At 52.4% G+C, this 14,279-nt stretch carries 16 protein-coding genes and 2 pseudogenes; 11 read left to right on the top strand and 7 right to left on the bottom strand.

Translation table 11 applies throughout. The features are described from left to right. Nucleotides 1-156: 156 nt before the first annotated feature. The 6 genes from VB780_RS05610 to VB780_RS05585 form a co-directional block, all read right to left on the bottom strand. A complete protein-coding gene (locus tag VB780_RS05610; RefSeq protein WP_323350158.1) occupies nt 157-675 on the bottom strand; it encodes a rhodanese-like domain-containing protein in 519 nt (172 codons plus the stop codon). Beyond that, on the bottom strand, nt 665-1,435 hold the full coding sequence (locus VB780_RS05605; RefSeq protein ID WP_323350157.1) for a class I SAM-dependent methyltransferase: 771 nt from the start codon (nt 1,433-1,435) through the stop codon (nt 665-667). Before VB780_RS05605 ends, VB780_RS05610 begins: the two co-directional genes overlap by 11 nt. Beyond that, the gene (locus tag VB780_RS05600; protein ID WP_323350156.1) at nt 1,414-1,737 is read right to left on the bottom strand and encodes a rhodanese-like domain-containing protein; all 324 of its coding nucleotides are present in this window, start codon (nt 1,735-1,737) and stop codon (nt 1,414-1,416) included. Before VB780_RS05600 ends, VB780_RS05605 begins: the two co-directional genes overlap by 22 nt. Nucleotides 1,738-1,807: 70 nt before the next feature. Then, a complete protein-coding gene (gene petC, locus VB780_RS05595) occupies nt 1,808-2,344 on the bottom strand; it encodes a cytochrome b6-f complex iron-sulfur subunit (protein ID WP_323350155.1) in 537 nt (178 codons plus the stop codon). A 15-nt stretch (nt 2,345-2,359) separates the two neighbouring features. After that, entirely contained in the window at nt 2,360-2,788 is a 429-nt protein-coding gene (locus VB780_RS05590; RefSeq protein ID WP_323350154.1) for a DUF302 domain-containing protein, read from the bottom strand. A gap of 41 nt (nt 2,789-2,829) precedes the next feature. After that, nucleotides 2,830-3,042 carry a DUF2892 domain-containing protein gene (locus tag VB780_RS05585; protein WP_323350153.1) on the bottom strand — a complete coding sequence of 71 codons (213 nt, stop codon included), beginning with the start codon at nt 3,040-3,042 and terminating at the stop codon, nt 2,830-2,832. 431 nt (nt 3,043-3,473) lie between these two features. On the opposite strand from VB780_RS05585, the gene VB780_RS05580 reads away from it, so the two are divergent. The 7 genes and pseudogenes from VB780_RS05580 to VB780_RS05550 all read left to right on the top strand — a co-directional run bounded on the left by VB780_RS05580 (nt 3,474) and on the right by VB780_RS05550 (nt 9,248). Next, nucleotides 3,474-3,830, top strand: coding sequence for a hypothetical protein (locus tag VB780_RS05580; RefSeq protein ID WP_323350152.1), 357 nt, complete (start codon nt 3,474-3,476; stop codon nt 3,828-3,830). A gap of 67 nt (nt 3,831-3,897) precedes the next feature. Next, nucleotides 3,898-4,422, top strand: a complete 525-nt coding sequence (locus tag VB780_RS05575; protein WP_323350151.1) for a DUF3122 domain-containing protein — start codon at nt 3,898-3,900, stop codon at nt 4,420-4,422. Continuing rightward, nucleotides 4,413-4,670: pseudogene (locus VB780_RS05570) on the top strand (Dps family protein); the annotation flags it as partial. The gene VB780_RS05575 and the pseudogene VB780_RS05570, both read left to right, overlap by 10 nt. A 245-nt stretch (nt 4,671-4,915) precedes the next feature. Then, entirely contained in the window at nt 4,916-6,220 is a 1,305-nt protein-coding gene (locus tag VB780_RS05565; protein ID WP_323350150.1) for an NAD(P)/FAD-dependent oxidoreductase, read from the top strand. A 27-nt stretch (nt 6,221-6,247) separates the two neighbouring features. After that, nucleotides 6,248-6,850: a DUF3365 domain-containing protein gene (locus VB780_RS05560; protein WP_323350149.1), complete on the top strand. Its 603-nt coding sequence runs from the start codon at nt 6,248-6,250 to the stop codon at nt 6,848-6,850. 27 nt (nt 6,851-6,877) lie between these two features. Then, nucleotides 6,878-7,867, top strand: coding sequence for an arsenic resistance protein (locus tag VB780_RS05555; protein ID WP_323350148.1), 990 nt, complete (start codon nt 6,878-6,880; stop codon nt 7,865-7,867). 326 nt (nt 7,868-8,193) lie between these two features. Beyond that, nucleotides 8,194-9,248, top strand: a pseudogene (locus tag VB780_RS05550) (ISKra4 family transposase). 398 nt (nt 9,249-9,646) lie between these two features. Here VB780_RS05550 and VB780_RS05545 read toward each other — a convergent pair. Further along, the gene (locus VB780_RS05545) at nt 9,647-10,258 is read right to left on the bottom strand and encodes a helix-turn-helix transcriptional regulator (RefSeq protein WP_323350147.1); all 612 of its coding nucleotides are present in this window, start codon (nt 10,256-10,258) and stop codon (nt 9,647-9,649) included. A 588-nt stretch (nt 10,259-10,846) separates the two neighbouring features. Here VB780_RS05545 and VB780_RS05540 point away from each other — a divergent pair. The 4 genes from VB780_RS05540 to VB780_RS05525 all read left to right on the top strand — a co-directional run bounded on the left by VB780_RS05540 (nt 10,847) and on the right by VB780_RS05525 (nt 14,039). Next, entirely contained in the window at nt 10,847-11,446 is a 600-nt protein-coding gene (locus VB780_RS05540) for a hypothetical protein (RefSeq protein ID WP_323350146.1), read from the top strand. A 186-nt stretch (nt 11,447-11,632) separates the two neighbouring features. Then, entirely contained in the window at nt 11,633-12,691 is a 1,059-nt protein-coding gene (locus tag VB780_RS05535) for a hypothetical protein (protein ID WP_323350145.1), read from the top strand. Nucleotides 12,692-12,732: 41 nt separating this feature from the next. Beyond that, complete coding sequence (locus VB780_RS05530) at nt 12,733-13,377, top strand: SMI1/KNR4 family protein (protein WP_323350144.1); 645 nt, start codon at nt 12,733-12,735, stop codon at nt 13,375-13,377. Between the two features lie 32 nt (nt 13,378-13,409). Next, nucleotides 13,410-14,039: a helix-turn-helix transcriptional regulator gene (locus tag VB780_RS05525; protein WP_323350143.1), complete on the top strand. Its 630-nt coding sequence runs from the start codon at nt 13,410-13,412 to the stop codon at nt 14,037-14,039. Nucleotides 14,040-14,279: the final 240 nt, after the last annotated feature.

Below are 14,279 nucleotides of genomic sequence, written 5' to 3'. Positions count from 1 at the left end.
TTCGAGGTGTCTGCCTGATGCAGTCCGTAGGGTATGTTCGGCTGGCCAACATTTCCGGCAAAACTGCAATACCCCTCCCCAGCCAACGCACCAAAACTCATTCCTCAAAACATGCGCCGCTGCCAGAAGCCGGGTTTCTAAACAGGTCTGACGCGACTACTTGGCAATCCTTTCCCCAGCCGTTTTCCACCCGGCAAAACTGGGCGGAAACCCCTGAACATTGTCGTAGCCCAGCAGGTGCAGCGTCACCACGCCCATGGCCGAACGATAGCCCGACGAACAATAGAGCACCACGGGGCGATCGCGCTCGATCTGCTCAAGGTGCTGAGCTAAGGTGCGCAGCGGCATGTTAATCGCCCCAGGAATGTGGCCCGCTGCGTACTCCGCCGGTTCACGCACATCCACCACCTGAGCCTGAGCATCGGCTTGCAGGCGTTTGAGCCCCGCCACATCATCCACCTTGTAGAAGCCAGCGGGTATGGCAGTCAGGGTGCGATCGACTGCGGCTTTTAGCTCCAGGGATGCGTCAGGCAGAGTTTGTACCCTATCCTGAACGCTTGATTCAGCTCCTGACAGCGGTGCTGCTATAGCCAAGTTTGGCCCCACCCCCAACCACAGACAAACCCCCAGGACGAGAGCCAGCATTGCGGCTCGCACTGACTGTTTAAATATCATGGATATCTCCTGAAATAGGTTGTCTAGATTGTCTCTGGCTGTGCACCAATTCAGTCTCAGGGTCGATTGATGCTCGGGTTGCTACCCCAGCAATATGCGGGCTAACCACTGGAACGGATAGTCGAAAGGTTTGATAGTCTACTGTTGCAAACCCTGCGCTTTCCAGGTTTACCCAGATTTTTCGGTTGGGATGGCAGTGGTCAAACACCGTCTTCCAAATCGGCGTAATGCCATCCTGAACAGTGCGAGTACAGGTGTCATCGGTCGCGGCAACATGCTCCATAAAAACAAACTTGCCGCCAGGTTTCAACACTCGTTGAATGTCCGTTAGGGTCGCATCAATGTCTGTCACAGAACACAGCACGTAGGTGCTCACCACGGCATCCAGGGTGCCATCTTCGACCGGCAATTGCTCCGCCTGTTGACCATACAAGTCGATGTCTTTCAGTCCGTGACGTTCAGCTTCTTGACGAATGTAGGGATGGGTAAACAGGTTGGGTTCTACCCCAATCCAATGAATATCTGGAGAGAAATAGGCCAGGTTCGTCCCGGCTCCGGGGCCAATTTCTAACACATTCCCCTGCAAATGGCCCAATAGCGATTGTTTCAGGTCTGCCATGGTGGCGTAGTCGGAGCAATCTTGCAGCTGAATAGTCTGCTCATCGGCCTCAGTAGCCTTGGCCATACCCCAGGCCAAAAACCGTCTATACCGATTGTGCCAACGGGCACTGTTCGTTTCTACAAACTTAATCGCCGCCATTCCACCATGCCGCCAGTAATGTTATAGACCGTTGTGAAGCCTGCTTTAACGAGCTGTTTCGCTGCAATAGGGCTGCGGTGAGCGGTCAAACAGATCACCGCAATGGGCTGATCGGGGGAAAGTTCTCGAAACCACTGCGGTAAAAACCAGCGCGATACCCCCAAGCCGAGTAGGATGCGAGGCAGACTGAGGTTTCGCGCTCCTGAAACGTGGCCAGTGCGATATTCAAGCCCGCTACGCACGTCAATCACCAGAGGAGCATTGGGCGCTTGAGCCAGGTCTGTAGGAGATAGGTCTACCACAGCTGGGATTAACTGAGAAGACTGGATCATGAGACACCAGAGAATTGGAACATGGTTCGAGCGGGCAAGCTTAAACCCACCAGGGCTGCTTGCCCGTGCGGGGGTCAGTTGCTGTCCAGGGTGAGAGCAAAATACTGTTATCACTGACGTTGACCTGCACAATCTTGAGCGGTAGAGGAGCTGGCCCCCGTACTACCGAGCCATCGGGGGCATAGAGCGAACCATGGCAGGGGCATTGAAACTGCTGATCCAATGGGTTCCAAGGGAAGGTGCAGCCCAGGTGGGTACAGTTGTCGACAATGCCGATGTTGTCTAGGGTGCTGTCTTCAGTGACAATTAGGTAGGTGGGTTCTCCAGCCAAACCGGCTACCAGGGCGCGCGTTCCCGGTGGCTCGACCAAGAGCTGAGAGGCAGGAATTAGATTTCCTAGCGCATCTCTAGCCAGAATGGCTCCCCCCGGCCCTGTTTTCTCAGATGGGGGAACGAAGACGTTACCTGCGACATAGAGGGCAGACCCAGCAGTGGCGGCAACGGTGGCCCCGGTTAAAAAGTTGAGCAACTGCCGCCGCGATAGGGAGGGGCCTTCGATTGGAAGACTTGTATCCATAAATAACCTTGTGCCTTAGATGGCGTATTCGTGGGGCGTGGCATTGGACTGGGCGGCGGGGAGGCGATCGATCACCCGCTGCATTTTCTCGCTGGCGGCGATCGCAATGTCCCTTGCCTTAGGGCTATCGACCGGCAAAAACATGCTCAGCGGGTCAATGGCGGAGACTTCGACCCGGCCATCGGTGTGCTCTTGCACCACCACATTGCAGGGGTAGAGCACCCCGGCTTTGTCGTCGAGTTGCAGCATTTCGTAGGCAATTTGCGGGTGGCAGGCCCCCAAGATTTTGTAGGGGCGAAACTCGGCATTGAGCTTTTTCTTAAAGGCGGCCTGGGCGTCAATTTCGGTCAATATACCAAAGCCGTCTTGTTTGAGCGATTCGGTCACCTGGGCGATCGCCTGCTCAAAAGAGGCATTAACAACTTTGCTAAAGTGGTAAGTCATCTTGATTTCCAAGTAATTCCAAAAATTATGAGGATGAGAGCCTAGATCTGTTCGCGGGTTTGGCTAGTGCGCAGGCCCAGCAGGCTATAGAGACCGCAGAAGCCCACCAACCCGGTGACCAGTAGCACACCGCCAGCCACGACCAAACCAATGCCCAGGGCAGAACCGCTGTAGAGAAACAGCCCTAGATAAAGCAGCACTGACGCCACCAGTAAGCGGATCAGGCGATCCAGCAAACCGACATTCGTTTTCATAGCAAAATCTCCAATTTGAATAGATTTCAAGCCGCTGGATCAGTCATGAAGCATTGACTTTCCAGGCAACTCGGCATAGTTTTGTAACTTAATCAACATTATATAGCTAATTAGCTATAAAGTGCTAAAGTTAAGCAAGACAGATTTGGGCAATCCTGCTAAACCTCTGATGCATAAGGATTCTAGGGGGAAGAGGATTGGCGATCGCCTAGCAGTCCGCTGGCGCGTTAGCCCTTGAAAACGACCCATCTTCTACACTAGAGCGCTATAACCAAGCAGCTCTGATCACGTTTGATATCGAACTCAATCAGTTCATCCAATTCACTCAAAAAATCAATCAGTAGCTTGTCAGAATTTTGTAGAAAAGGAGGCATTTTAAGGCTTGTTTCTTGTTATAGACCAGCGTCAAAAACACTACAAAAGGCCAATCAATGAATACCCAAAATGATTCTCAAGAGCATATTCCCCAGTATGCCGCACACTTGATTCCGGCTGAATCTGCTGCCCGTCAGCATCGAGAAGGCAAGGATTTTGGCCACACTCCCCATGGCGAACCTGACGGAGAATCGATCCACACCAAAGATGGCTACACCGTAGACAAAGAGGGCTTGATCAATAACTACGCGATTGAGCCAGAAATGTACGTCAATGTGCCTGGAGACCTGCGCGAGCAAGCCGCCCAAGAAGAGGCAGAACGTGCCCATGAGTTGCAAGAGCTATCTGAAGATGAAGACGGCAAACTAACCATGAAACATGATTGGCGTCACAAAGGCCCTGGCTTGATTTAGCCTGGGTCAGATTAAGTTCATATCAGGAGAAAAGTCTGATGCAGATGTTATCCCGATTGTAGTAAATATGCAGACTATTTTACGTTCTATCGGTTCAGCATTTCTCCTCGGAATCCTCGTTTTAACGGTGGTCACTAATGTGGCGATCGCCCCCGCCCAGGCCGCCCTGCGTCAGTTAGAAGAAGCCCCAGGGCAGATCGTCTACCAGTCGCGCCAAACGCTCAAAGATCAGCAGGGTAATAGCTGGCAGGCGATCGCCTTCAAACGCACTCATCTCGCCAAAAAAGCCACTATCTACCTGCGTATAGTTGGATTTCCAGGCACAGCCGAACTCGATCATTCGCAACCGCTAACGCTTACCGACTCGCTGGGTAAAACCTTAACGGCCACCGATATATCCCAGGAGATGTTTGCGGATAAAACCCAGATCGAACTCAATGCGGCAGAGTATGACTTACAGCCAATTTTGATGCAGCTAGAACTAGGCATTCCGCTACAGCTGTCGCTGCCAACGCTCGACCAAGCTGAGATCACGCTAAATGTCTCGCCTGAGGTGGTTGAAGAATGGCAATCGCTCACTGAGTCAACATAATCGCCGAGCGCATTCGAGCGCTGGGGTTTCCAGCCCCCGGCACCTACAAAGAGTTTGCGGCGCTCTCGTCCATTGGCGAAGAAGACGGCGTGCCCAATGCCGAAGAGATGATCCGCAAACTAGTGGAGGGGCAGGAGGCGGTGGTGCGCACGGCGCGATCGCTCTTTGCAACCGTCGAGCAGGCCCACGATGAACCGACCGCAGACCTGCTCACCCAGCGCATGCAGGTGCACGAAAAGACTGCCTAGATGTTGAGGAGCCTGCTGACCGAGTAGACCACAGCGGGGTGCCTAGTGCTGCCGCCCTCTAGCACCCCTGGGGTTACCGAAAGGACATCTACATGCAACAATATAGCCAAATAGTTATTTAACGATTTAAGATCAATGCTTCTGCTAAGCCCGCTGCCGCTAAGGTCTGGCCAGCGCAGACTGCCCCAGCGGTCAGAGAGTTCGATGCAGCCTCAATACATTGAAAATCGTATCGAGGTTTTCCCATGGCTCACGTTGTTGTGATTGGTGCCGGGCTAGGCGGGCTGCCCACCGCCTACGAACTGCGGAAATTGTTGCCGTCGCAGCACCAGGTCACGCTGATCTCTGACCAGCCTAAATTCACTTTTATTCCGGGTTTGGCGCGGGTCGGGTTGGCTATCGATCCACTCGATCACTTTCAGCTCGACCTAGAGCCCCTGGCTCAGCGCCACAACGTCGCCCTGGTGAAGAGCAAGGTCACCGCCCTCGACCCCCACGCCCGGCGCATCACCCTAGACATTGGCGAAACGATTGACTACGACTATGGGGCGATCGCAACGGGGCCAAGCTTTGCATTCGACGCCATCCCTGGACTTGGGCCCCACGATGGCTACACCCACTCCATCTGCGCCCCCAGCCACGCCCTCGAAGCCAGGGATGCGTGGCTCCAGTTTTTAGAAAACCCCGGCTCGCTAGTGGTGGGGGCTGCTCCCGGCGTGGGCTGCTTTGGGCCAGCCTACGAATTTATCTTGATGGCGGAGCAGATTTTGCGGAAAAGAGGACTGGGCGATCGCGCCACACTCACTCTGGTCACCCCCGAACCCTACGTCGGGCACCTGGGCATCAGCGGCGTTAAAAATGCCCAGAAACTCACGGTCGCCCTGCTGCGCAAACGCGGCGTCGAGGTGATCGCCAATGCAGCGATTACCGCCATCGCCCCCGACAGCATCACCCTCGACGATGGCCGCATCCTGCCCCAGCAGTACGCCATGATTCTCCCCGCCTTTCGGGGCGCATCGTTCATTCAAAATACCCCAGGGCTGGGCAATCAAAAGGGCTTTATTCCAGTGCTGCCCACCTACCAACACTCCGACTTTCCCTCGGTCTACGCCCTGGGGGTTGGCGTCAGTCTCTCTCAGCCCGAGCAGTTCCGCGTGCCGATTGGCCTACCAAAGAGTGGACAAATGACCGAAGCCATGGGCATGGCCGTCGCCCACAACATCGCCGTGCAGCTGGGGGCCATCCAAAAACCGCTCCAGACTCCAACCTTAGAGGCCATTTGTTTCGCCGAATTTGGCGAAACCGGCATTCTCTACGTGGCCGCTCCAGTCCTGCCTGACCCCGCTACCGGCAAACGCCGCTACTCCTACGCCGTTCAGGGGAAATGGGTGGTCTGGGGCAAGGCCCTGTTTGAGCAGTACTTCATGACCAAAATGCGCCTGGGGGCCGCCGTGCCCTGGTACGAACGGCTGGGGCTGCGGGCGATCTTTGGCGTCGATTTGGTCAAACCGATCGCCGCCTCTCCCCAAGAGACCCCCGCCAGTGCCTAAACCTCGGAAATATTCAGGAGATCATTTATGACGCAACTTTATCGAATGGTTGTTTGCATTGGCATGGCGATCGCCGTCCTGCTGCTCCAGCCCGCCTCTGCCTGGGCGGCGGTTAACCCCGCTGAACTGGCCAAAGCCGTCCAAGAAATTGAACAGTTAGACCTGCTGCGTTCTGGCCTGGCGTCCACCTTAGAAGGCCAGACCGAAGTGCCCACGAAGGAGACCATGAAAGAAGTCTGCCGCCCCGTGGGCATGAAAGCCATGGAGCTGAGCAAAGAAAACGGCTGGCAGGTGAAGCAAATTGCCGCTAAATATCGCAATCCGGCCCATTCTCCCGACACGCCCCACTCCCGCATGGCCCTGGCCCAATTTGAACAACAGCCCGAACTCATGGGCTTTTGGGAAACAGCCACCATTGACGGACAGGTCGGCGATCGCTACTACCGCCGCATCAATGTCGAGGCCAGTTGCCTGGCCTGCCACGGCCAGCAAGATCGGCGGCCCCAGTTTGTCAAAGATGGCTATCCTCAAGATTTGGCCTACGACTTTAACGTGGGCGATCTGCGCGGCATGTACGCGGTGTTTATTCCCGACGTAAAAGAGGCTATTCAATCAGCCATCAGTCCCTAGGTTTTTATTTTTGAAAGGATTTTTTCGATGTGGAAGCTGTTGGATCAAATTCAGAAAAACTTAATCTGGGCGATTCCGGCCTCTATGATTTTAGGCATTGTCGTGGGATACATCACGAATCCCGCCCCGCTGAAGGCTTTAATCATTCCGCTGACTTTCCTCATGGTGTACCCCATGATGATTAACCTGCAAATTCAGAAGGTATTTTCTGGGCAGGATTACAAACTCCAATTAGTCACTCAACTGATCAATTTTGCCGTTGTGCCCTTCTTTGCCTTTGGCATAGGGCAGCTCTTTTTTGCCGATCGCCCCCTGGTCGCCCTGGGCCTGCTGCTGGCCTCGCTGTTGCCCACCAGCGGCATGACCATTTCCTGGACGGGCTTTGCCAAAGGCAACCTGAACGCAGCGGTCAAAATGACCGTGATCGGCCTAATTTTAGGATCGATCGCCACTCCTTTTTATGCAAGATGGCTGATGGGGGCGGCAATTGAAATTCCCCTAGCCGACATTTTTCGCCAGATCATTGTGATTGTGTTTTTGCCCATGCTCTTGGGGGTCGCCACTCGCCTACTGCTGATTCGCGTCGTGGGGGCAGACAAATACAACAAGTCCCTAAAGCAGAAGTTCCCCGCCTTTTCGACCCTGGGGGTTTTGGGAGTGGTGTTTGTGGCGATGGCGCTGAAGGCCGAGGCCATTGTGAGCAAACCTATGATCTTGGTGTCATTTTTGGTGCCGCTAGCGATTTTGTACCTGGGCAATTTTGTGCTCAGTACTCTGATGGGCAAGCTGCTGTTTAATCGGGGGGATGCGATCGCCCTGGTCTACGGCACGGTGATGCGAAATCTGTCCATTGCGCTGGCGATCGCCATCACCGCCTTTGGGGGCGAACAGGGGTCAGAAATTGCCCTGATTATTGCCATGGCCTACATTATTCAGGTGCAGGCCGCTGCTTGGTATGTGAAGTTGACAGATAGAATCTTTGGCCCAGTGGAGCAAGCGCTACCCCAAATCAGCTAGCTATGTAGCAAAGTGTGATTGCCTAAAATACTTGAGTGATGAAATTTGTTATACGTCTCTGCCTGAAGGCCGTGTTCAACGCCATTCTGTATCTTGTGAGGCTATAAACGACGTTTTGTAGCTGTAGCCAGTCTGGGTAAGACATTTCCCCTAAAAACGAACGTTCGAACGTTTGAACGGTTCTAGTGGGGTTGGATGTCCTAAACCAGTTGACTATAGCTATAGAGTCGGGTACATCCTAGTTATGTAATGAGCATTAATGCTTGTTCTTGAACGGTAGTACGAGCGCTAAGCTTTGGGCATCGTTTGCTCTACCGGTCAGCCCCATGGATGAATCCAAACAAGCCCGCCTGAAAGAACTCACGCAGGAGTTAGCCGCATTGCTCTACGAAGAGACCGATCCAGAAGCGGTGAAGACTCTAGAGGGAATCGAGAAAGCAGTGAGTGGCCACTTGCTGGAGCATGTGGGGCCAGGACTCGGCCGTTTTTTATCCGCACGAGCAGCGGCACAACCCGAGGCCGTCAGCGAAGCATCACCAGCGTCATTGGCCGATTGAGTCTAAGTGAGCAGCAAGGACATCGGCTAGGGCTCAAGGCCTGAACCCAGTGGAGTCCGCACCTCGAGCGGTGTTGCCTGCTGCTGAGTGCCAACGAGTCCTATGACAATACGGCCGAGGATATAGCTGTGCTCACCGGCCTGTCGGTATCCAAGAGCACCCAGCAACGGCTAGTGCACCGCCAGGATTTCCCCTCTGAGGCAGTGGATGGTGGCGTTAAAGAGATGAGTATCGATGGCGGTAAGGTGCGCTTGCGGCCCCCCAAGGCCAACCGAGTGAATGGCGCGACTACAAGGGCGTCAACCTCCACCAGTACTGTGTTGCCACGTTCTTGAAGGCCAATAACACGCTGGTGGCCTGGGTCAATCAGCAACCGCTGGCATTGCCGTTGGTGTGCCTAGGCGACGGTCACGACGGGATTTGGAACCTCTTTGCCCAGGTGGATGCCTCGATGAAGCGGTTGGAAATTCTAGTCTGGTATCACCTGATGGAAAAATTAGGCCATATTGGCGGGTCACAGCAGCAGTTGAACGCCGTCGAAGCCTGTCTCTGGCGCGGTGTTGAGGGTGCCGTCAAGCAGTTTGATGACTGGCCTCATGAGCGGGCAGAACGCTTGATCGCGTACTTGGCCAAACATCGACCCCGCATCGTTAACTATGCCTCTATCAAGCCGAGGGCATTTCCATTGGCTCGGGGAAGATTGAGTCAACGGTCAAGCAGATTGGCGTCGCCTGAAGATTTCGGGGTCTCAGTGGGGTGAAGGCAACGTACAACAAGTGCTGCAACAGCGGTGTGCGTATCTGAACGGTTACTTCTCAAGGTGAGTCTTGCAAGACTGGGATGCACCCCCCATCACCCATCACAAACCTCATCCTGACGAATTACTTAATCTTGGAGATGTTTGAGGATGGTACATTAACTTTCCAAATCGCCTGCGCCAACCCAATTGAATGCTCGCCCCTATAAAACGCGCTGTATTCATTGATTGGGCGCAATTAACAAGGAGCGAAAACAGCCAATTAGGGCCTAAAAACGTAAAGAAACATATCAGCGATCGCGATCTTACTACCCTGCTTGGGTACCCCACCTCTCCAGCGCTCTAGGTCAGGCAACGTAGTTATTGAGGTAACTTAGGGGTGGAGGCCACCGCAAGACAAAGTATAAATCAATACATTCCTTGATTTTAGTGAACCGCCTTGGATCAATAGGGTCACCCTAGAGACTACCCTTTGACCGATCGCTGTTTAACCAGGATGCTTTTCATATGTTTTTTAACGGTGTTGGGTGTAATATTTAACGTCTCAGCAATCTGTTTATAGGTATAGTTGGCCCGATATAACAACCAAACCTCTTGTTCCCTTAGGGTCAAACCCAACCGCTTGGCCTCTTCTAGAGCAAGATTTTGGGAGAATTGGTTCTGATCTTCCATTTTTAATAGCAAGTAGTTTTGCCCAGAGCTGCTATCTTGAATCCAGCGACCGTGAACATGAAATACGGATAGACAATCTACAAAGATTGTAAATTGGTTAAGCCAATTTTGGTGAGAAAACTTCTCCTTAGCCTCTACCATAAATCGTTTAATGTAAGCAATTTCCGCAGGTATGTCCTCTAAAAACGGGGCATTTCGGGCAAATTTCTGGATGATTGCCGTAGCTTTCGAGTTGGCGTAAATCATATGGTTGTGTTCATCAAACAAAATTACCCCATCCAAAATGCTGGGGATAATTTGCTTTAAGACCAGATATAGGTCATGTTCTTGGGCATTGTCAGAATAGTTAGTGAGAGCCTGTTCAAGGACTAGATCCAGATCTAAAAAGGGATTTTTATTGAACATGATTCACCTGTGTATGCACTTAAGGGCGCTCGATTACAGCTATGGCACCATAGCCACGCCCCTAAGCCTCCTACGCTACTTACCTATGAACTGCCCTAAGTGCCGATTGCCCCCATCATCAAATACGGGCAAAAAGCTAACATTGATGCCCTTGCCCGCAGGATTACCCCTCAGTTCCATGATGAAGTCACGCCAGGTTAGGTAGCGACTCTAGCCAATATTGAGGATATTGCTCGCATTCAGCCAACGATATCTACTATATCCGTGTAACTACTGAGATATTTGAGGCCAGCGGTAGCATGGTGAAATTGCTACAAACCCTGGGGCACTGGGATTTCCTAGTCAAGGCTCTGGCCGTTTGTATGTAGGACTTTTACCGATCATTAGACTTCTTTTGACCCTAGACCTGTGACCCAGTTGGATTTGCCAGGGTTTGTAGCACGGTACCCATAGGGGGGAATTTTCAAACCTTGGCCACTTTGCAACTATCTAAGGTACAAGCAATCGCTGAACTGATCCTTCGGTTTGGAGCTTCGGCTCCCGCTTGCTTGCTTGATGACCTCACGTCGAAATAAAGAGGATACCTCTATGACTACGACCCTGCCTACAATTGAGCAAAAATCAGAAGTGGTTTTGCCCGTCGAAATTGTTGACCCGCCTACAGAGATGGCCCTAAAGTTGCCAGCTCAAGGGGGGCTTGTTACCGATACCGAAACCTATAGTCGAGAAATTCTTGGCCAAAGTCAGTTTGAGCTTTACCATCTCAAAGCCACGGGAATGAGAGGGCAACTCCCCCCCTGGGGCCCTCACCCTGAGCAGTCTAAGCACATCATCGACCTGGACGAAGATATGCGAGTGGGTTTAGTGATCAAGTTTGATCAAAGCCCTCTGACCCGTCTGCTACTTTGCCTGGGGGTGACTATCAAAGCCTACTTCCACTTTGAAGGGCTGGGTGCTGCCTCCGCAGAAAAAGACCTTGAGGTGGTGGCGACCTCCCAAGAAGATGTCTTTAAGTACTGGGTCGGCACCATCCTCAAACCTCAGGATCTGGGTTTGACCAAGGGCTATTACCTGGTAGGGGCTACGGTTGAAGTCGGCCCTCTGACCCACCGCTGCGGCCAGTTTATCTTTGGCTATGGCTACATTGGCGAGCGCCGGGTACAAATTGCCAACCAGCCCTTTTCCTAAACGGCTTTAGGGGCAGGGTAGCCGCTGATGGCCTACCGGCTTACCCCCTGACCTGGATTGGCACAGCCGTCTGAGGTGCCCAGACAAATTTCCCACACTTGCAGGTTACTAGTGCCTGCCAGTTTTCTTCGACCCTTGCCATATCAGGCAACCTTGCGTTTGCCTGGCCTTAGTGGAGAACGAACGATGACGACTCCCCCTAGCGGCTCACCCCCCTCGAACGAGTATTCTTTGAATCAGATTAAGGGCATCGGCCCGACCCGACAGCAGCAGCTTCAGACGTTGCTGGCGATCGCTACTGTGCTCGACTTGGCCGCAGCTGAAGCAGCAGCCATTGAATCTGCCTTCCGGGACGCGGGGTACCCAATCACCCGGTCCAATGCGGCTGCCTGGATCGCCCAAGCCCGTCAATTAATTGAGGCGGAGACTCGGCAACAGGTTGAACCCCGAACCCAGCAGGCAGATAAGACGATTTTTCCGGCTCCCGATCATCTTCCCGCAGGAGAGGCCATGGCGGAGGCGGAGAAGGTGTCTGCCGACGCGATCGCCGAGGAGTGGCAAACCCAGGCCACGGTGCTGCTAGAATTTCAAACCCACGGAGAGGAAGCGGTTCACCGCTGGCGTCTGTTCAATCCAGTCTCCAAGGCTTCCCTGGTGCTTACCGATCAGGCGAGCGATTCCCTGCGGGCCTGGGTGCAACATGTTGGCCATGTCTTCTTCCATCTCCCTGAAGACGAGCACGTGAGCGATTCTCTTCGGGCCTGGTTTCAGCAGCAGATTCCTGTGCCACCCCCACCCCCACCTCTACCTCCACCCCAACTTCCACCCCCGGAACGGGAGCTGATAGTACAGGTGCGTCAGGTGATGCTGCTACAGCCACCGGAAACGAGCCTGCCAATCGTGGCGCTTGCCGAAGATGCTGGCTTTCCTGGGTCGTTGCAAGCAAACCAGCCCTTTCAAGTCGGGGTTGGTCTTGAATTCCCTGAGTTAGTGCAAAGGACTCTGCCGTCTGACGTGAGCTACAGCCTAGAAGGCTTTGCCAAAACCCTAAACTACCCCCATCTCACAATACCCCTCGGCAAAAGCCCGCCTCGGGTACTGACCAATGGCCAGACCCAATATCAGACTGCGATCGCGGCAACTGCTTTGCCATCGGGCCTCTATCGGTTACAGATTTTAATTGCCTTCCAAGGCGTTGACATTCCCCTAGCTATCCATGAAATATCACGTCTTCAAGTCATCTAAACTGCTCAACCGCCGGACAAAAAATATTATGAGCGCTGGCCATGAGTAGCTTCGATTGGCAGGGATTTCTCAAAAACTGGAGTCAAGACTATCTAACTCATACCCAGGAATTAGATCATCTTGATTCAGAAGTTGTGGAGTCTGAATGGCTTGGCTTCCCTGGGGCCTCTGAAGTACAGATAGCAGCGGTGGAGGCCCGACTCTCGATTAGGCTGCCTCCCTCTTATCGAGAGTTTTTAAAAGTCAGCAATGGCTGGCGTCAAACCACCCCTTTTATCTACCGCATTCTGGCCGTAGAGGAGGTTGAGTGGTTTGCTGTGAGGCATGCTGAGTGGATTATATCCTTCAATCAGAAATTTGGTTATTGCCAATCTCTAATGCCATCTGACAATCCATACAATGGAGCATCGAGTGGCCATTCTATTTCCGATGACGAGTACTTTACCTACGGCCAGGAACAAGATTGTAGCAAGATCAGGGCCGAGTATTTGAGTGCTTGTTTATGCATCAGCGAAAAGGGAGAGTCTTCCATTTATCTTCTAAATCCAAGGGTGGTTGACCGTCAACAGGAATGGGAAGCCTGGTTTTTTGGCGATTGGTTGCCTGGAGCCGATCGCTATCCCTCCTTTCAAACCATGATGGAATCAGAGTATAGAAATTTCCTGGAAATACGAGAGATTTTGTAGGCATTAGCAGGTTTTATCTGAGCCCTAGAACTATGGAATCATCTACTCTCAAACCAAACTTTAGAGTCTTAATTGATGAATATTTAGGGCAGAAAATTTTACCCGATATTGATTACGAAGGAGCCAGTAAATACCAAATTAGCAGGGCTTTTGCAGAAGAATTCATCGGAGGCATTTTAGTTTTTGACGATCAGCAAAAGCTAATTTATGCTAGCGAAGCGGCATACCAAATCTTGGGTCGATTAAAGCAGTCGGAGAACCCCCAGAATTCTATTCCCAACGAAATCTGGCATATTTATAGATCGCTGGTGCAGAGTCGGCACCTGTTTCCTGACCAGAACTGGTTGATTGAATTTGATATTTTCACCAACGCTGTAACAACCCTTCACATTTGTTCCCGCTGGCTGAATCTCGATGTCATTGGCCATCCCTGGTTGTTGATCACCATTGAGGATCGACAGCAGGCTATTCTTAATCTCGTCATTGAAGAGGCGGAACGTTACGGATTAACTCCCCGAGAAAAGGAAGTATGGCTCTTGCAGCAGAGCAACTGCACCTACAAACAGATCGCCGCTGAGTTGGGCATTACGCCAAATACTGTGAAAAAACACATGCGCAGTATCTATGCTAAGAAGAAAGCGCAACAGAAGGAGGAAGAATGAACCTAAGAGGATGTTTGAAAAGTCCTATTTCTTGTAGCAAAAGTGGAGATCCCCCTTGTATCTTAAAAACTAGGACGGTAGACCGATGTCCCCCTGGTTCTAGAAACCGAGATGGTAGTGCACTTTAGTAAAGGACAGAGGAAAACGTAGGCGATTCCCGTTCTGCCAACTTCTCTCTGACGCGGCGATTGTAGTCGTGGATGAACGTCCAGATCGCACCAATGTGATTCTCTAGCTTCT

Source organism: Leptolyngbya sp. CCNP1308 (assembly GCF_034932455.1).
Lineage (GTDB): Bacteria > Cyanobacteriota > Cyanobacteriia > Phormidesmidales > Phormidesmidaceae > Nodosilinea.
Note: the sequence above shows the minus strand (reverse complement) of the source record. Positions and strands in the feature narration are given on the sequence as shown.

What these genes read in the sequence shown, in the direction of transcription:
- VB780_RS05610 (WP_323350158.1), bottom strand. Translation starts at nt 675, where the DNA reads ATGATATTTAAACAGTCAGTGCGAGCCGCAATGCTGGCTCTCGTCCTG.
- VB780_RS05605 (WP_323350157.1), bottom strand. Translation starts at nt 1,435, where the DNA reads ATGGCGGCGATTAAGTTTGTAGAAACGAACAGTGCCCGTTGGCACAAT.
- petC (WP_323350155.1), bottom strand. Translation starts at nt 2,344, where the DNA reads ATGGATACAAGTCTTCCAATCGAAGGCCCCTCCCTATCGCGGCGGCAG.
- VB780_RS05590 (WP_323350154.1), bottom strand. Translation starts at nt 2,788, where the DNA reads ATGACTTACCACTTTAGCAAAGTTGTTAATGCCTCTTTTGAGCAGGCG.
- VB780_RS05585 (WP_323350153.1), bottom strand. Translation starts at nt 3,042, where the DNA reads ATGAAAACGAATGTCGGTTTGCTGGATCGCCTGATCCGCTTACTGGTG.
- VB780_RS05580 (WP_323350152.1), top strand. Translation starts at nt 3,474, where the DNA reads ATGAATACCCAAAATGATTCTCAAGAGCATATTCCCCAGTATGCCGCA.
- VB780_RS05575 (WP_323350151.1), top strand. Translation starts at nt 3,898, where the DNA reads ATGCAGACTATTTTACGTTCTATCGGTTCAGCATTTCTCCTCGGAATC.
- VB780_RS05565 (WP_323350150.1), top strand. Translation starts at nt 4,916, where the DNA reads ATGGCTCACGTTGTTGTGATTGGTGCCGGGCTAGGCGGGCTGCCCACC.
- VB780_RS05560 (WP_323350149.1), top strand. Translation starts at nt 6,248, where the DNA reads ATGACGCAACTTTATCGAATGGTTGTTTGCATTGGCATGGCGATCGCC.
- VB780_RS05555 (WP_323350148.1), top strand. Translation starts at nt 6,878, where the DNA reads ATGTGGAAGCTGTTGGATCAAATTCAGAAAAACTTAATCTGGGCGATT.
- VB780_RS05545 (WP_323350147.1), bottom strand. Translation starts at nt 10,258, where the DNA reads ATGTTCAATAAAAATCCCTTTTTAGATCTGGATCTAGTCCTTGAACAG.
- VB780_RS05540 (WP_323350146.1), top strand. Translation starts at nt 10,847, where the DNA reads ATGACTACGACCCTGCCTACAATTGAGCAAAAATCAGAAGTGGTTTTG.
- VB780_RS05535 (WP_323350145.1), top strand. Translation starts at nt 11,633, where the DNA reads ATGACGACTCCCCCTAGCGGCTCACCCCCCTCGAACGAGTATTCTTTG.
- VB780_RS05530 (WP_323350144.1), top strand. Translation starts at nt 12,733, where the DNA reads ATGAGTAGCTTCGATTGGCAGGGATTTCTCAAAAACTGGAGTCAAGAC.
- VB780_RS05525 (WP_323350143.1), top strand. Translation starts at nt 13,410, where the DNA reads ATGGAATCATCTACTCTCAAACCAAACTTTAGAGTCTTAATTGATGAA.